The sequence below is a fragment of the Streptomyces sp. NPDC126510 genome, assembly GCF_040302345.1.
In the GTDB taxonomy this organism is placed as follows: domain Bacteria; phylum Actinomycetota; class Actinomycetes; order Streptomycetales; family Streptomycetaceae; genus Streptomyces.
Genome location: NZ_JBEORR010000036.1, coordinates 37,562 through 53,130, shown reverse-complemented (window position 1 = coordinate 53,130; position 15,569 = coordinate 37,562). Strand labels below are relative to the sequence as shown.

11 protein-coding genes and 1 pseudogene are annotated in these 15,569 nt (G+C 72.4%); 7 read left to right on the top strand and 5 right to left on the bottom strand.

Annotation, left to right across the window (positions count from 1 at the left end):
- The first annotated feature begins 30 nt into the window (after positions 1-30).
- From ABTX60_RS35780 to ABTX60_RS35770, 3 genes are all read left to right on the top strand, one after another.
- Positions 31-879: an inositol monophosphatase family protein gene (locus tag ABTX60_RS35780; RefSeq protein WP_352101187.1), complete on the top strand. Its 849-nt coding sequence runs from the start codon at positions 31-33 to the stop codon at positions 877-879.
- A 180-nt stretch (positions 880-1,059) separates the two neighbouring features.
- A complete protein-coding gene (locus ABTX60_RS35775; protein ID WP_352101185.1) occupies positions 1,060-2,469 on the top strand; it encodes a phytoene desaturase family protein in 1,410 nt (469 codons plus the stop codon).
- Positions 2,466-2,975: an O-acetyl-ADP-ribose deacetylase gene (locus tag ABTX60_RS35770; RefSeq protein ID WP_352101184.1), complete on the top strand. Its 510-nt coding sequence runs from the start codon at positions 2,466-2,468 to the stop codon at positions 2,973-2,975. Before ABTX60_RS35775 ends, ABTX60_RS35770 begins: the two co-directional genes overlap by 4 nt.
- 21 nt (positions 2,976-2,996) lie before the next feature.
- Here the strand turns inward: ABTX60_RS35770 and ABTX60_RS35765 are convergent, their stop codons facing one another.
- The 3 genes from ABTX60_RS35765 to ABTX60_RS35755 form a co-directional block, all read right to left on the bottom strand.
- Complete coding sequence (locus ABTX60_RS35765) at positions 2,997-3,830, bottom strand: class II glutamine amidotransferase (RefSeq protein WP_352101183.1); 834 nt, start codon at positions 3,828-3,830, stop codon at positions 2,997-2,999.
- A 197-nt stretch (positions 3,831-4,027) separates the two neighbouring features.
- A complete protein-coding gene (locus ABTX60_RS35760; RefSeq protein WP_352101182.1) occupies positions 4,028-5,437 on the bottom strand; it encodes a DUF2252 domain-containing protein in 1,410 nt (469 codons plus the stop codon).
- A 3-nt stretch (positions 5,438-5,440) separates the two neighbouring features.
- The gene (locus ABTX60_RS35755; RefSeq protein ID WP_352101181.1) at positions 5,441-6,019 is read right to left on the bottom strand and encodes a potassium channel family protein; all 579 of its coding nucleotides are present in this window, start codon (positions 6,017-6,019) and stop codon (positions 5,441-5,443) included.
- Between the two features lie 345 nt (positions 6,020-6,364).
- On the opposite strand from ABTX60_RS35755, the gene ABTX60_RS35750 reads away from it, so the two are divergent.
- A complete protein-coding gene (locus tag ABTX60_RS35750) occupies positions 6,365-6,781 on the top strand; it encodes a DUF7144 family membrane protein (RefSeq protein WP_352101180.1) in 417 nt (138 codons plus the stop codon).
- An 11-nt stretch (positions 6,782-6,792) separates the two neighbouring features.
- On the opposite strand, the gene ABTX60_RS35745 is transcribed toward ABTX60_RS35750, so the two are convergent.
- On the bottom strand, positions 6,793-8,838 hold the full coding sequence (locus ABTX60_RS35745; RefSeq protein ID WP_352101179.1) for a SpoIIE family protein phosphatase: 2,046 nt from the start codon (positions 8,836-8,838) through the stop codon (positions 6,793-6,795).
- 180 nt (positions 8,839-9,018) lie between these two features.
- On the opposite strand from ABTX60_RS35745, the pseudogene ABTX60_RS35740 reads away from it, so the two are divergent.
- A pseudogene (locus ABTX60_RS35740) lies at positions 9,019-9,372 on the top strand (alpha/beta fold hydrolase); the annotation flags it as partial.
- Positions 9,373-9,668: 296 nt separating this feature from the next.
- The gene (locus ABTX60_RS35735; protein ID WP_352101177.1) at positions 9,669-13,562 is read left to right on the top strand and encodes a glycoside hydrolase family 2 TIM barrel-domain containing protein; all 3,894 of its coding nucleotides are present in this window, start codon (positions 9,669-9,671) and stop codon (positions 13,560-13,562) included.
- Positions 13,563-13,589: 27 nt separating this feature from the next.
- Here ABTX60_RS35735 and ABTX60_RS35730 read toward each other — a convergent pair whose 3' ends face one another.
- Positions 13,590-13,952: an ArsR/SmtB family transcription factor gene (locus tag ABTX60_RS35730; protein WP_352101176.1), complete on the bottom strand. Its 363-nt coding sequence runs from the start codon at positions 13,950-13,952 to the stop codon at positions 13,590-13,592.
- A gap of 131 nt (positions 13,953-14,083) precedes the next feature.
- Between ABTX60_RS35730 and ABTX60_RS35725 the strand changes: the two genes are divergently transcribed.
- Positions 14,084-15,565 (top strand): AlkA N-terminal domain-containing protein, encoded by a 1,482-nt coding sequence (locus tag ABTX60_RS35725; RefSeq protein ID WP_352101175.1) that lies wholly within the window; start codon positions 14,084-14,086, stop codon positions 15,563-15,565.
- The last annotated feature ends 4 nt before the right edge of the window (positions 15,566-15,569 follow it).

Here is a 15,569-nt window from a genome sequence, read left to right as displayed (position 1 = left end):
CCTGTCAGTGGCCCGTGTTGTCATGGAGGGGTGAACGACAGCAACGAAACCATCGAAGAGTTTCTCCCGGAGCACGCCTGCGACGACGTCGAAGAGGCCATCCGCAAGGCGGCCGCCGCCGAGATCCTTCCGCGCTGGCGCCGGCTCGCCGCGCACGAGGTCGACCAGAAGAGCGGCCCGCACGACCTGGTGACCGATGCCGACCGCAAGGCCGAGCTGTACCTGACCGAGGCCCTGGTCGCCCTGCTGCCCGGTTCGGTCGTGGTCGGCGAGGAGGCGGTGCACACCAACCCCGTCTCGTACGAGGCGATACGCGGCGACGCCCCGGTCTGGATCGTCGACCCGGTCGACGGGACACGCCAGTTCGTGCGCGGCGAGGCCGGATTCTGCACCCTGGTCGCGCTGGCCCACCGCGGCACCGTGCTCGCCTCCTGGACGTACGCGCCCGCCCTGGACCGGCTCGCCGTCGCCCGGCGGGGCAAGGGCGCCCACCTCGACGGGGAGCGGCTGCTGGCCGGAGTGCCGGAGCCCGGCCGGGACCTGCGCGTGGCCACCTCCCACCCCGACTACACGACGGACGAGCAGAAGGACGCCCTGCTCGGCCTGCGCGCCGACGGTGTCGCACCGCGCCCGTGCGGCTCCGCCGGACTGGAGTATCTCGCCATCGCCCGCGGCGAGTTGGACGCGGTGGCGTTCTCCTGGGAAGCGGCCTGGGACCACGCGGCCGGTCTGCTCCTCGTCGAGGAGGCGGGCGGCGCTCACCTCACCCTCGCGGGCGCCCCGTTCCGCATCCAGGGCGGCAACGCCCTGCCCTTCACCGCCGCCCGCGACGCGGCCACGGCGCGCAGGGTGGTGGGGCTGCTGTCGGGCGGGGCCTGAGCACCGAAACCGTTGCGTGTTGCACACAGGTGATGACCCACTGTGCACACGGGGGCATTCCGGTCGCCGTGAAGTGCCCTTCTGCAGCGGAAATCACCCGCGGCCGGTGACTGTCAGTCTCCGGGCATATCCTGAGGCTCAGTGGCCGTCGGCTGACGAAGGGGTCCGAAGGTGCCGTCGATGCTCGATGCCGTCGTAGTGGGTGCGGGGCCGAACGGACTGACCGCGGCCGTGGAACTGGCCCGCCGCGGTTTCTCCGTCGCCGTCTTCGAGGCCCGGAGCACCGTGGGCGGCGGGGTCCGCACCGAGGAGCTCACCCTCCCCGGCTTCCGTCACGACCCGTGCTCGGCGGCCCACCCGCTCGCCATCAACTCACCGGCGTTCCGCGCCCTGCCGCTCGAGCGGTACGGCCTGGAGTGGCTGCACGCCGAGCTGCCCATGGCGCATCCCTTCCCGGACGGCTCGGCGGCGGTCCTGGCCCGGACCGTCGGTGAGACGGCCGCCTCCTTCGGCCCGCGCGACGCCGGCGCGTACCGCAGGCTCGTCGAGCCGTTCCTGCCCAAGTGGGACACCCTCGCCCGGGACTTCATGTCACTACCGCTGACCGCCCTGCCCCGCGACCCGGTGACCCTCGCCCGCTTCGGCCTGGCCGGGCTGCCCCCGTCGACACTGCTGATGCGCCGCTTCCGCGACGAGCCGGCCAAGGCCCTGTTCTCCGGGCTCGTCGCCCACGTCATGGCACCGCTCGGCGGCTTCGCCACCGGCGCCATCGGCCTGGTCTTCGCCCTCGCGGCGCACGCCCGCGGCTGGCCCGTCGCCCGCGGCGGCTCCCAGTCCCTCTCCGACGCCCTCGCCGCCTACCTGCGCGACCTCGGCGGCAGCGTCCACACCGACTACGAGGTCAAGCGCCTCGACGACCTGCCGCCGGCCCGGGCGTACGTCTTCGACACCTCACCCACCGCCCTGGCCCGCATCGCCGGCTTCGGCAACCACTACGGCGGATACCGCTACGGGCCGGGCGTCTTCAAGATCGACTATGCGCTGGACGGGCCCGTGCCCTGGACCGCGAAGGAGGCCCGCGCCGCCGGCACCGTACAGATCGGCGCGAGCAGCGCGGAGATCGGATCGGCCCTGCGCGCGGTCTCCCGTGAGGGCCGGGCCCCCGACCGGCCGTTCCTGATCACGGTCCAGCCGAGCGTCGTCGACCCCACCCGGGCCCCGGCGGGCAAGCACGTCTTCTGGGCCTACGGCCATGTCCCGCACGGCTGGACCGGCGACCTCACCGACGCCATCGAGCGCCAACTGGAACGCTTCGCCCCGGGTTTCCGGGACCGCGTCCTGGCCCGTGCCACCGCGGGGCCGCCGGAACTCGCCGCCCGCAACGCCAACTACATCGGCGGGGACATCGCCTCCGGTGCCGTCTCCGGCCTCCAGCTCCTGCTGCGCCCGAGGCCGACGCTGTTCCCGTACCGCACCCCGCACCCGGCCGTTTTCATCTGCTCGTCGGCGACCCCGCCCGGCCCCGGTGTGCACGGCATGTCGGGACACAACGCGGCGAAAGCCGTCTGGAAGCGACTGAGGCAGATATGACGGCCGTCGAGCTGGTCCGGGGCGACATCACCCGCGAGAGCGCCGACGCGATCGTCAACGCGGCCAACTCATCGCTGCTGGGCGGGGGAGGGGTCGACGGGGCGATCCACCGCCGCGGTGGCCCCGCGATCCTGGAGGACTGCCGCAGGCTGCGTGCGGCGCACCTCGGCAAGGGCCTGCCCACCGGCCGGGCGGTCGCCACCACCGCGGGCGACCTGGACGCCCGCTGGGTCATCCACACGGTCGGCCCGGTGTTCAGCACGACCGAGGACCGCTCCGGCCTGCTCGCCTCCTGCTACCGCGAGTCGCTCCGCGTCGCCGGTGAACTCGGAGCCAGGACCGTGGCGTTCCCCGCGATCTCCACCGGTGTCTACGGCTGGCCGATGGACGACGGCGCCCGCATCGCGGTCGAGACCGTGAAGGCAGCGGACACCACCGTCGAGGAGGTCAGGTTCGTCCTCTTCGACGAGCGGGCCTACGAGGCGTTCGCAGCGCGGCTGCGCTGAGCCGGGCGACGGCGGGGCGGCTCAGACGGGCTCCGGCTCGAAGTGCTGCAGCAGGTCCCGCCCGGGCTGCACGACACCGTAGGTGCTCTCCGGCACGGCGTTCCACACGCCGGGGAGGTCGCCCAGCGGCTCCGACACGACCAGCCGGGTCTCGTCCGAGACGTGGTTCAGGAACCCGAGGTCGGGATGGAGGGCACGCACGTCCTCCACCCGGCTGCTGTAGTACAGCGACCGTGACTTCCCCGCGCTGGAGTAGCGGAAGAACCACACCCGCTCGCCATCGGTCACTGCGACCGTCATCTGCAGCGGCTGCGGCACCCCGTGCTCGCGGCCCAGCCGCTCGATCAGCCCCGTCATCCGGGCCACCGCGCCCGGCGGATCGCCGTCCAGCCCGAGGGTGAGCGCCACGTGGAACATCACCTCGGAGTCCGTCGTGCCCTCCATCGACGCGAACAGCCCCGGGTCCACGGCCAGCGTCAGATCCCGGCGCATCTCGCGGAACCCGTCGATCGCCCCGTTGTGCATCCACATCCACCGCCCGTGGCGGAACGGATGGCAGTTCGTCTGCTGCACGGCCGATCCGGTGGAGGCGCGCACATGGGCGAAGAACAGCGGCGAGCGGACGTGGTCGGCGATCTCCCGCAGGTTGCGGTTGCTCCAGGCCGGGCCGGTGTCGCGGATGACGGCGGGGGTGCGCAGATGCCACGCGTACCAGCCGACGCCGAAGCCGTCGCCGTTGGTGGTCTCGACCCCCATCCGCGCGTGCAGGCTCTGGTCGATCAGCGAGTGCTGCGGGCGGTAGAGGACGTCGTCGAGCAGCACCGGAGTGCCCGAGTAGGCGAGCCAGCGGCACATGGCCGTACCCCCTGTTCCGAGCCGCCCGGGCCGGACCCGCGCGGCTCCGTAGGCGGTGTCCGTGGATTTCAGGGAACCCCGGGTCGCGCCGGGGCGCATCGCCCGCTGCGGGTGAGAGCGTGACGCCCCCCGCCGGAGCGGTCCCGGGCAGGACGACGGCGCGCCCCGGCCCCCGGCACCCGCCCGGGGCCGGGGCATCACGGTGCCGCCGCGTGTACACGGCCCGACCGGACCGCCGTGCGCAGCGCCGCGAAGTCCCGCTCGTTCTGGTCGGCGTACGCCTGGGCGAACACCGTGAGGGCACGGTCGAAGCGGTCACCGCCGCCCAGATAGGCCGCGATGGCGACGGGGTCGCCGGAGCGGGCGTGGGCCCGTGCCAGGCTCGCCCCGCACAGCCGCCCGAACAGCCTCAGCAGGTCGGGGTCCATGGTCTCCGGCTGGGCGATGCCCTTCCAGTCGCGCAGTTGCCGCACGTAGAAGTCCCGCTCCTGCCCGTCGAGACCCACGGCGTGCGTCCAGCCCAGCAGGATGTCGCTGGTCGTCTGGATCAGGCGCTGTCCCGCCACGACACGGCGGCCCTGGTTGTCGTAGCGGTCGCCGCCGCTGTGTTCCGCGAGCACCGACTCCTGCGCCTCCTTGGCCTGGAGCAGCAGCGGATCGTCGTCGTCGCGGCCGAGCAGCAGCACGATCCAGCAGCGCGTGCCGACACTGCCGACCCCGACGACCTTGCGGGCCATGTCCACCGGGCGGTACCGGCGCAGCAGATGCCGGCGCTCGGACGACAGGCTGCGGGCGTAGCCCTCCAGGACGGCGCGCAGTTCCTTTTCCCGTCCGTGCTCCGAGGAGTCGCCCACCAGGTCCCGCAGTGGGGTGATCAGCGGCGGGTCCGGTGTGATCCGCCGCCCTTCGGCCGTGTCCCGGGTGAGCTTCGCGTAGGCCTGCATCTGGGTGCGGGTCCGGGCGCTCGCCGTGGCCTTCGCGGTGCGGCGCCGTGCCTCCTTGGACATCGACGCGGCCATCAGCTCCCGCATGCGGTCGGCGTCGTCCTGGGCGTACCAGATGTCCAGGTTCCGCATCCCGGCGAAGTCCCGCATCCGCCGCCGGTAGGCCCGGACACAGCTCTCGATCGCGCTGTTCTGCTCAGCGGTCTTGAAGCCGCCCGCGCGGCCAGCGATGGCGAAGCTGGCCGCGAGCCGTTTGACGTCCCACTCGAACGGCCCGGCCAGCGTCTCGTCGAAGTCGTTGATGTCGAAGACCAGATGGCGCTCCGGGGAGGCCAGCAGCCGGAAGTTCAGCAGATGGGCGTCCCCGCACAGCTGCGCCCGCAGCCCGGTGTCCGTGGTGGCCCCAAGGTCCGCCGCCATGATCGCCGCCGCGCCGCGGTAGAAGCGGAACGGGGACTCCAGCATGCGGGCGTAGCGCAGCGGCACCAACTCCGGTACGCGGGTGGCCGACTGGCGTTCCAGTACGTCGACCGGGTCGAACCGGTCCGGCCCCGCCTCGAACCCGGCGTGGGACGACCGCGGCACCCGCCGCCGCGCCTCCCGGCCGGCGGCCGCCCGCTCGGCCGGTGACATGAAGGTCGTGAAGGGGCTCGGTACGGTCATGGCTCAGTCCTTCCGCCGCGTGGGGAAGTCGTCCGAGGGCTCCCGGCCCTGCCGCCGCAGTCCCGCCTGCACGGCGCCGGCGAGGATTCGCGCCGCCACGCCCACCAGCAGCAGACCGCCCGCCATCTGAATCATCGTCAGCACCCGCCCGGTCTGCGAGCGGGCCACGATGTCGCCGTATCCCACGGTGGTGAACGTCGTGAGCGTGAAGTACAGGGAGTCCGTCTTGGTCAGCGGCTCGCTGAACGAGCCGGGGGTGGTGTGCTCCAGCAGGAAGTAGGCGCCCGCGAAGAGCAGCAGGAAGAGCGCGGCCGTCGTGGCCAGGGCCTCGACGGCCTTCAGCCGGGGGTGGGGGGAGGTCACGATGGCCCGCACCTGCCACCAGAAGACCACGACCACCAGCAGCAGACCGCAGGCCAGCAGCACCGAATCGCCTCTTGTGCCGCGTCCGTCCAGGGGCAGCACGTAGTAGACGGTGACGAGCCCGGCCGCCACGAGCGCGGCACGCACGAGGGTCGAGACCGCCGCACGCCGTTGCCGCCCCGGCCGCCGCCGGTACGGCTGCTCCGCTGGATCGTCCATCGCGCGTCTCTCGGTCGCGTCCTGCCTCCGGCACCGGGGCGCCCCACAAGGCCTGTCCCACCACCTCAGCGCCCCGGCGACGCATACGGATCACCCGCCACGGGTGAGGCAGCCCTGCTCGCGCCCCGGGCAGGCTGAGGTGGACGGGGACCGCTGCCGGGCGGCCCCCGGGACGTAAGGACCGCAAGGAGCGGTTCCCGGGGCGGCGAGGACCGGCCCAGCGGTGCCGAGGAGCTCGCCGGGCTGTCCGGCGGGCACGGAGCGCCGCGGCTTCGCCGCACAGGGCGTCCCGGTCCCCGCTACCTGTCGCTGACCGATACGGACCCAGCAGAATCGAGGAGCAGGATGGCTGCCACACACCCCACGCACGGGCGCTCGACGGCGAAGCGCGGCTGGGCCACCGGCATGACGGCCTTCGCGGCGATCATGCTCATGATCGCCGGGATCCTGGCCGTCATGCGCGGCATCTCGGCCATCGCCGAGGACGAGGTCTTCGTCTCGACCCCCAACTACATCTTCCAGTTCGATCTCACCGGCTGGGGCTGGACCCACCTCGCCCTGGGCGTGGTCGCCGTGCTCGTCAGCCTGGGCCTGTTCCAGGGGTCGGGCTGGGCGCGCGTCGTCGGCGTGGGCATCGCCGCCCTCGTGATCATCGCCAACTTCCTCTCCCTGCCGACCTACCCGGTCTGGTCGGTCATCATGATCGCGATGTCGGGGTTCGTCATCTGGGCCTTGTGCACGCCACGCAGGGGTGACGCCTAGCCCGTCATGGCTCAGGCCCTCGTGCGGACCAGCAACAGGGCGACATCGTCGTCCGGCTCGGGACTCAGCGCGCTGAGCAGACTGTCGCTCGCGCGCTGGAGGCTGGGCCCCGCGTGCTGGAGCAGCCGGGTCAGGGTGCCGAGGCCGGTGTCGATGGGCTCCCCGCGGTTCTCGACCAGGCCGTCCGTGTACAGCGCGAGCAGGGAGCCCGGGGCGAGTTCCACCTCCACCGTGCCGAACTCCACGCCGCCGACCCCGAGCGGCACACCGCCCGGCACGTCGACGAGCCGTGCGCTGCCGTCCGCCCCGGCGAGCACCGGCGGCAGATGCCCGGCGCTGGACAGCTCGCAGGTGCCGCGCCGCAGGTCGCACACCGCGTACACGCACGTGGCGATCGCGTCACCGAGCGAGCCGGCGATGTCGTCGAGGTGCCGCAGCAGCTCGGCGGGCGGCAGGTCCAGCCGGGCCAGCGCCCGCGTCGCGGTGCTCAGCTGCCCCATGATCGCGGCGGCCTGGACACCCTTGCCCATGACGTCCCCGACGACCAGCCCGGTGCGTCCCGGACCCAGCGGGAGGACGTCGTACCAGTCGCCGCCGACCTCACTGAGGGCCGGGCGGTAGCGGGCGGCGATGTCCAGCCCTTCCCGCTCGGCGGGCGTGCTCGGGAGCAGGCTGCGCTGCAGGGTCAGGGCGGTGCCGCGTTCGCGGCCGTAGAGGCGGGCGTTGTCTATGCAGATCGCGGCGCGTGCGGCGAGTTCCGAGGCGAGCACCTGGTCCTGGTCGTCGAAGGGGCGCTCGTTGACCGTGCGGTACAGCGAGAGCGTGCCGAGCACCTTGCCCCGGGCCACCAGCGGCAGCGCCAGGTAGGAGTGGGCGCCGGCCTCGTGCAGGGCCTGGGCGGCCCGTGAGTCCCGGGCGAGCCGCCGCAGCATCTTGGCGTCCACGCGCTCGACCAGGACCGGGCGGGCACTGCGGACGCACTGCGTGATGATCCGCGACGAGCCGTACGTGGCGAGCTCGCCCACCGGGTCGGCGGCGTGGATGGCGTCGGTGGGGTAGCCGGCCGCGACGGCCAGCGCCCGGAACTCGGCCGGGGCGCCGCCCGACACGGGCGTGATGGTGCCGCGCGCCACGACCGACTCCAGGACGTCCACGGCGGCCAGGTCGGCCAGATGCGGCACGACCACGGCGGCCAGTTCCCGGGCGGTCTGCTGGAGGTCCAGCGTGGTGCCGATCTTCATCCCCGCGTCGGCGATCACCGACAGGTGCTGGCGCGCCTGTGCGACCTCGGCCGCGGCCTGCTGGCGCTCGGTGACGTCCAGCACGGCCATCGCGAGCCCGAGGACCCGCCCGTCGGTGTCCTCGATGCGGTGGTAGGACTCCGAGTAGGCGCGCTCCTGCGTGTCCGCCGCCGTACGGCCGACGGTCTGCTGGTCGAGCAGCGGTCTGCCGGTCTCCAGGACGTGCCGCATCCGGGTCTCGATGGCCGCCACGTCCAGGTCCGGCAGCACTTCCCCGACCCGGCGCCCCAGCACGGCCTCCTCGGGCACGCCGTTGATCCGCTCCAGCGCGGGGTTCACACCGACCCAGCGCAGGTCGTTGTCGAAGACGGCGATGCCGAGCGGGGTCTGGTTGACGAGGCTGTGGGAGAGGGCGAGGTCGCGCTCCACCTTGCGCACGGTCGTCGCGTCCGCTGCGAGTCCCAGCAGGTGGGGCTGTCCTTCGGGGTCGAGGAGGCGCATCGTACGGAACTCCACGGCCCGTTCCGTGCCGTCGCGGTGCCGCAGCGGGAACACTCCGGCCCACCGCGCCCCCGTGCTGACCTGGGCGAACAGCTCCCTGCCCCGGGACCGGTTCTCGGGGGAGACCAGGAGGGTGTCGGCCCGCTGCCGCAGTGCCTCCTCCGCGGTCCAGCCGAGCAGCTGCTCGATCTCCGGGCTCCAGAGCGCGATGTGCCCGCCCGCGTCGAGGACCACGGCCGCGACCTTGAGCAGATCCAGCAGCCCGCCGGGCGCGGCCGTGACGGCGTCGCGGTCCGAGGTCGCGTAGCCGTTCATGCGGGCCGCTCCTTCCGGCGCGGCAAAAGGTACCGCCATGATCTGTTGTGCGGGCTGTCCGATGAGGTCACATTACGGTCGGAGCAGCGGCACTGTCGCGCCGAAATGACAAAAAAGGGCGGGTCGGCACCCGCAGGGGGAGGGAGCGGCGCCGTGAAGGACTGAACGTCGCGGGAGAGCTTGCTCACGGGGTCGGGAACGGTGCGCTGGGACCGGTTGGGCGATCCCGGCGCGGAGCCGGTCGTGCTGCCGCACGGGACGCCCTTCTCCTCGTACGTGTGGCACGAGATCGCACCCGCCCTCGCGACCGTCGGGCATCACGTCCACGTCTGGGACAGGGCGGGCTACGGCACCTCCGGCACGCACCCCGGCCAGGACGTCTCACCGGCCGCCCAGGGCCGGATCCTCACCGAGCTGCCGGCGCACCCGGGGCTGCGGGTGCCGTCCGTGGCCGCACACGACTTCGGCGGGTGCGTGGCCCCGCGCGCCCGCCTGCTGCACCGGGCCCGCTACCGGCGGATCGCGCAGGCCGACCAGCGCTGCACCGACGAGATCCAGCCGCTCTCCGCTGGACGCGCCCGCCCGCCTGACGAGCGAGCTGCTCGCCTCCCGCACGGCCTGAATCATCAGGACCGCACAAAGTCCGACGCGGTCATTGCTTCGAATGTGTGCGAGTCCTAGGGTGTGCCTGCTCAGCAGTTGCTCTGTCACCGTCAGTTGCCCGTCGAATCAACAGAAACACCCACCAGGGGTGCGCAGTTGAGGATCGCATCTGACGTGCCCTCAGTCCGTGCAGCACCGCACCTGTCGAACCGAGGAAGGCCACGTTCATGCCGCACCCCCCGCATCCGTCCCCCGCCGACCGGCCCGTCGTCAGCCGCCGTCGTCTGCTGGAGGGAGGAGCCGCCGTGCTCGGCGCGCTCGCCCTCTCGGCGTCGCCCACCGCCTCGTACGCGGCTGGCCGGCGCCCGGCGGCGGACGGCCCTCCGGAGTGGAACGACGGCCTGAGCGTGTACCGGGTGGGCACCGAGCCACCGCACACCACCCTCATGCCCTACGCGGACCTCGGACAGGCACTGAAGGGCGACCGCGAGCGCTCGCCGTACCGGTTGAGCCTCGACGGCACCTGGAAGTTCGCCTACGCGGACCGTCCCGACGACCGTGACCCGGACTTCTACGGCACCGATGTCGACGACTCCGGCTGGGACACCATCCCGGTGCCCTCGGCCTGGCAGATGCACGGCTACGACTTCCCGATCTACGTCAACATCACCTACCCCTGGTGGGGCCCCAACGGCGGCGGCGAGAACGCCCAGCCGCCCGCCGCCCCGACCCGTTACAACCCCGTCGGCCAGTACCGCCGCACGTTCACCGTGCCCCGCGACTGGAAGGGCCGGCGCACCTTCCTGCACTTCGAGGGCGTCAAGTCCGCCCACTACGTGTGGATCAACGGCAAGCTGGCGGGCTATCACGAGGACTCCTACACCTCCGCCGAGTACGACATCACCCCCCACCTCAAGCCGGGCACCAACCAGATCGCCGTAGAGGTGTACCGCTACTCCGACGCGGAGTGGCTGGAGGACCAGGACATGATCCGGCTGAGCGGCATCTTCCGCTCGGTCCACCTGTTCTCCACCCCCAGCGTGCACGTGCGCGACTTCCGCCTGGACACCCCGCTGGGCGACGGCTACACCTCCGCCGAGCTCAAGGTCACCGCCCAGGTCCGCGACTACGGCGGCGAGGGCGCGGGCCGCTACACCGTCGAGACCCAGCTCTATGACGCGCGCGGCCACGCCGTCTGGTCCCGCCCCCTGAACCGGACGGTCGACGTCCCCGACGGCGAGGAGGCCACCGCCGAGGCGTCCAGGGCTGTCCCCTCACCCAAGCTGTGGTCGGCCGAGCACCCGAACCTCTACACCGCCGTGCTCCGCCTGCGCGACCCGGCCGGCAAGGTGGTCGAGACCCTCTCGCACCGGGTCGGCTTCCGCGAGTTCGCGCTGAAGGACGGCCTGATGCGCATCAACGGCAAGCCGGTCTCCTTCCGCGGCACCAACCGGCACGAGATGCACCCCGTCACCGGCTCGGCGCTCACCCGGGCGCAGATGGTCGAGGACATCGGGATCATCAAGCGCCTCAACATCAACAGCGTCCGCACCTCGCACTACCCCAACAACCCCCTGTGGCTCGAACTCGCCGACGAGTACGGCCTGTACCTCGTCGACGAGACCAACCTGGAGACCCACGGAATCCGCGACAAGTTCCCCGGCAGCGGGCACCCGGAGTGGACCGAGGCGTGCGTGGTCCGCGCCCAGAACATGGTCCACCGCGACAAGAACCACGCCTCGGTGGTCATCTGGTCCCTCGGCAACGAGGCCGGCGGCGGCACGACCTTCAACGCCATGCACGACTGGATCCGCTCCTACGACTCCACCCGCGTCATCCAGTACGAGGGCGACGACCGCCCCGGCATCAGCGACATCCGCTCCGAGATGTACGACAGCCCGCAGCGGGTCGAGCAGCGTGCCAAGGACACGAGCGACACCCGGCCGTACGTGATGATCGAGTACTCGCACGGCATGGGCAACTCCAACGGCAACTTCAAGAAGTACTGGGACATCGTCCGCCGCTACGACGTCCTCCAGGGCGGCTGGATCTGGGACTTCGTCGACCAGGCCCTGCGCTGGCCCACCCCCACCCGCAAGCTGCTGACCGAGTCCGGCCCGGGCTCGCTGCGCGGCGAGGTCATGGCACCCGCCGGCACTTTTGACCGTGCCAAGGGCGTCACGGGCGGCACCGTCTTCCCCCGCGACACCCGCCTGGACCTCACCGGGTCCCTGACGCTGGAGGCCTGGGTCACCCCGGACGTCACCGGCGGCCATCAGCCCGTCATCGCCAAGGGCGACACCCAGTACGCCCTCAAGCAGACCGACAAGAACCTGGAGTTCTTCATCCACGGCGGCGGCCAGTGGGTCACCGCGAGCTGGGCGCTGCCCGAGGGCTGGACCGGCAAGGAGCACCACATCGCCGGCGTCTTCGACGCGGACGCGGGCACGCTCACCCTGTACGTCGACGGCCAGGTGCGCGGCACCAGGACCACCACCCGCCGCCCCGCCGACAACACCGCCTCCCTGTCGCTCGCCACCGACGTCGACAACCCGACCCGGGAGTTCAGCGGCACCATCCGCCGGGCCCGCGTGTACGCCCGCGCCCTGAGCGCCGCGGAACTGGCCTCGGACACCCGCACGCCCGGCGACGAGGGCGTGCGCTTCTGGTTCGACGCCGCCACCGCCGGGTTCACCGAGAAGCGCCCGCGCGACAAGACGTTCTACGCCTACGGCGGCGACTGGGGCGACAACCCCAACGACGGTGCCTTCTCCGGCGACGGCATCGTCACCGCCGACCGCGGCCTCACCGGCAAGGCCGCCGAGGTCAAGCAGATCTACCAGGCGGTCAACGTCACGCAGGCCTCGGGCGGCCCCGGTGCCGTCACCCTCACCAACGAGTACCTGTTCACCAACCTCCGCGAGCTCGAAGGGCGTTGGTCCCTGGTCTCCGACGGCGAGGTCGTCCAGCGCGGCCGGCTGACCCGCGACCAGCTGGACGTGGCGCCGCTGAGCAGCAAGGACATCAAGGTCCCGGTGCGGGTCCCGGCCGCGCCCGAGCCCGGCACGGAGTACTTCCTCCAGCTCTCCTTCACCACGAGGGAGGCCACCCCGTGGGCGAAGGCCGGCTTCGAGGTGGCCAAGCAGCAGCTCGCCCTCGACGCGGACAGCCCGGCCGTGCAGCCCGCGCCGCTGCGGAGCGTGCCCGCCCTGAGCCACACGGACGGGGACAAGACCGTCGTGGTCAAGGGCAAGGGCTTCGCCGTCACCGTCGACAAGGGCACCGGAACCATCACCTCCTACGAGGCGGGCGGTACCCGTCTCCTGACCTCCGGCCCCGTCCCGAACTTCTGGCGCGCACCCACCGACAACGACCACGGCAACGGACAGCACACCCGCAACCAGACCTGGCGCGACGCCGGAGCGAAGCGGAAGGTGTCCGACGTCCGCGTGCGGCCCTTGGCCGACCGGGCCGTCGAGGTCACCGTCACCGGCACGCTGCCCACCGGCACGGAGTCCACGTACAGCACGACGTACACGGTCTTCGGCAACGGCGAGATCAAGGTCGACAACACCCTGCACCCGGGGGCGGCGAACCTGCCGTACATCCCGGAGGTCGGCACCCTGCTGTTCTTGCCGCGGAGCCTGGACCGGCTGCACTACTACGGCCGGGGTCCCGAGGAGAACATGTGGGACCGCAACAACGCCACCGACGTGGGCCTGTACTCCGGCACCGTCTCCGGGCAGTGGACCTCCTACCTGCGCCCCCAGGAGAACGGCAACAAGACCGACGTCCGCTGGGCCGCTCTGACCGACGGCCGGGGACGCGGCCTGCTCGTGTCCGGTGAGCCGCTGCTGGAGGTCAACGCCTCGCACTTCACCCCCGAGGACCTCTCCGTCGGAGCCCGCCACGACTACCAGCTCACCCCTCGGGACGCCGTGGTCCTGCGGGTGAACCACCGCCAGATGGGCGTGGGCGGCGACGACAGCTGGGGCGCGCACACGCACGCCGAGTTCAAGCTGCTCGCCGACCGCGACTACGCGTACACGTACCGGCTGCGTCCGCTGACGCGGGTGAGCGAGGCCATGGAGGCCTCGCGACGGCGGACCGCCACCGACTAGAACCCACGGTGGGACAGCGGCGCCGCCTCAGTCGGCGGCGTCGCTGATGCCGAGCCGCAGATGCTCCACGTGGTAAACGGCCTGGTCGAGCAGCTCGGCGACATGGTGGTCGTGCAGCGCGTAGACCACCGAACGGCCCTGCCGCTCGCCCACGACCAGGCCCAGGTTGCGCAGCAACCGCAGCTGGTGGGAGCAGGCCGACTGCTCCATGCCCACCTCGGCGGCCAACTCCGTGGCCGGCAGCGGGCCTTCGCGCAGCCGCGCGAGGATGAGCAGCCGGGAGGGTGTGGACAGGGCCTGGAGCGTGGTGGCGACCTTCGCGACGTTGTCCGCGTCCAGGCGTACGCGCTCGGCGGCTTCCTGCGCGGGAGTGACGGCTCCATGACCCATGCCGTCATCGTACCGGGCCCGCACGAACACATGAATGAATCTTCATCTGTCTCCGTCCGGGGGCCGGTCCCGAGCACGTCGATGTCGGATTCTCGCCAGCCCCGCACCGCCCGGTGCCGGATGCTGGACCCATGCAGAAGGGGATGCACACCGACACCGAGCGCTGCGTGCGCGCCGTCCGGTCCAAGGACGCGCGGTTCGACGGCTGGTTCTTCACGGCCGTCCTGACCACCGGCATCTACTGCCGTCCCAGCTGCCCGGTGGTGCCGCCCAAGCCGGAGAACATGGTCTTCCACCCCAGTGCGGCGGCCTGTCAGCAGGCCGGGTTCCGGGCCTGCAAGCGCTGCCGGCCCGACACCAGCCCCGGCTCCCCGGAGTGGAACCAGCGGGCCGACCTCGTGGCCCGCGCCATGCGGCTGATCGCCGACGGTGTCGTGGACCGCGAGGGCGTGCCCGGCCTTGCCGGCCGCCTCGGCTACAGCACCCGCCAGGTCGAACGCCAGCTCCTCGCCGAGCTGGGAGCGGGCCCCCTGGCGCTCGCCCGTGCCCAGCGCGCCCAGACCGCCCGGCTGCTCGTCGAGACGACCGCCCTGCCCATGGCGCAGATCGCCTTCGCCGCCGGCTTCGCCTCGATCCGGACCTTCAACGACACGGTCCGCGAGGTCTTCGCCCTGTCCCCGAGCGAGCTGCGCGCCCGCGCCCCGAAACGGCAGGGCGCGAGCACCCCCGGCGCCCTGTCGCTGCGGTTGCCGTTCCGCGCACCGCTCAATCCCGACAACCTCTTCGGACACCTCGCCGCCACGGCCGTACCCGGCGTGGAGGAGTGGCGCGACGGCTCCTACCGTCGCACCCTGCGCCTCCCGTACGGCCACGGCATCGTGGCCCTCACCCCGAATCCCGACCACATCGCCTGCCGCCTCACCCTCAGCGATCTGCGCGACCTGACCGTCGCCATCAGCCGCTGCCGACGCCTGCTCGACCTGGACGCCGACCCCGTCGCGATCGACGAACAGCTCCGCACCGACCCGGTCCTCGCGCCCCTGGTGGACAAGGCGCCCGGACGGCGGGTGCCGCGCACGGTCGACGAGGCCGAGTTCGCCGTCCGGGCCGTGCTCGGACAGCAGGTCTCCACCGCCGCCGCCCGCACCCACGCGGCCCGCCTGGTCGAGGAGCACGGCGAACCGGTCGAGGATCCGGAGGGCGGTCTCACCCACCTCTTCCCGGCCCCCGAGGCCCTCGCGGCGCTCGACCCCGGGACGCTGGCGATGCCGCGCACCCGCCGCACGACCTTCACCACCCTGGTCGCCCGGCTCGCCGACGGCGACCTCCACCTGGGCGTCGAGAGCGACTGGCCGCGCACCCGCGCCGAGCTCCTCGCCCTGCCCGGATTCGGCCCCTGGACGGTGGACGTCATCGCCATGCGCGCCCTCGGTGACCCCGACGCCTTCCTCCCCACCGACCTCGGCATCCGCCGCGCCGCGCGGGAACTGGGCCTGCCGTCCACTCCGGCCGCCCTCACCGCCCGCGCGGCGGCCTGGCGCCCCTGGCGGGCCTACGCGGTCCAGTACCTCTGGGCGACCGACAGCCACCCGATCAACTTCCTTCCGGTATAGGGAC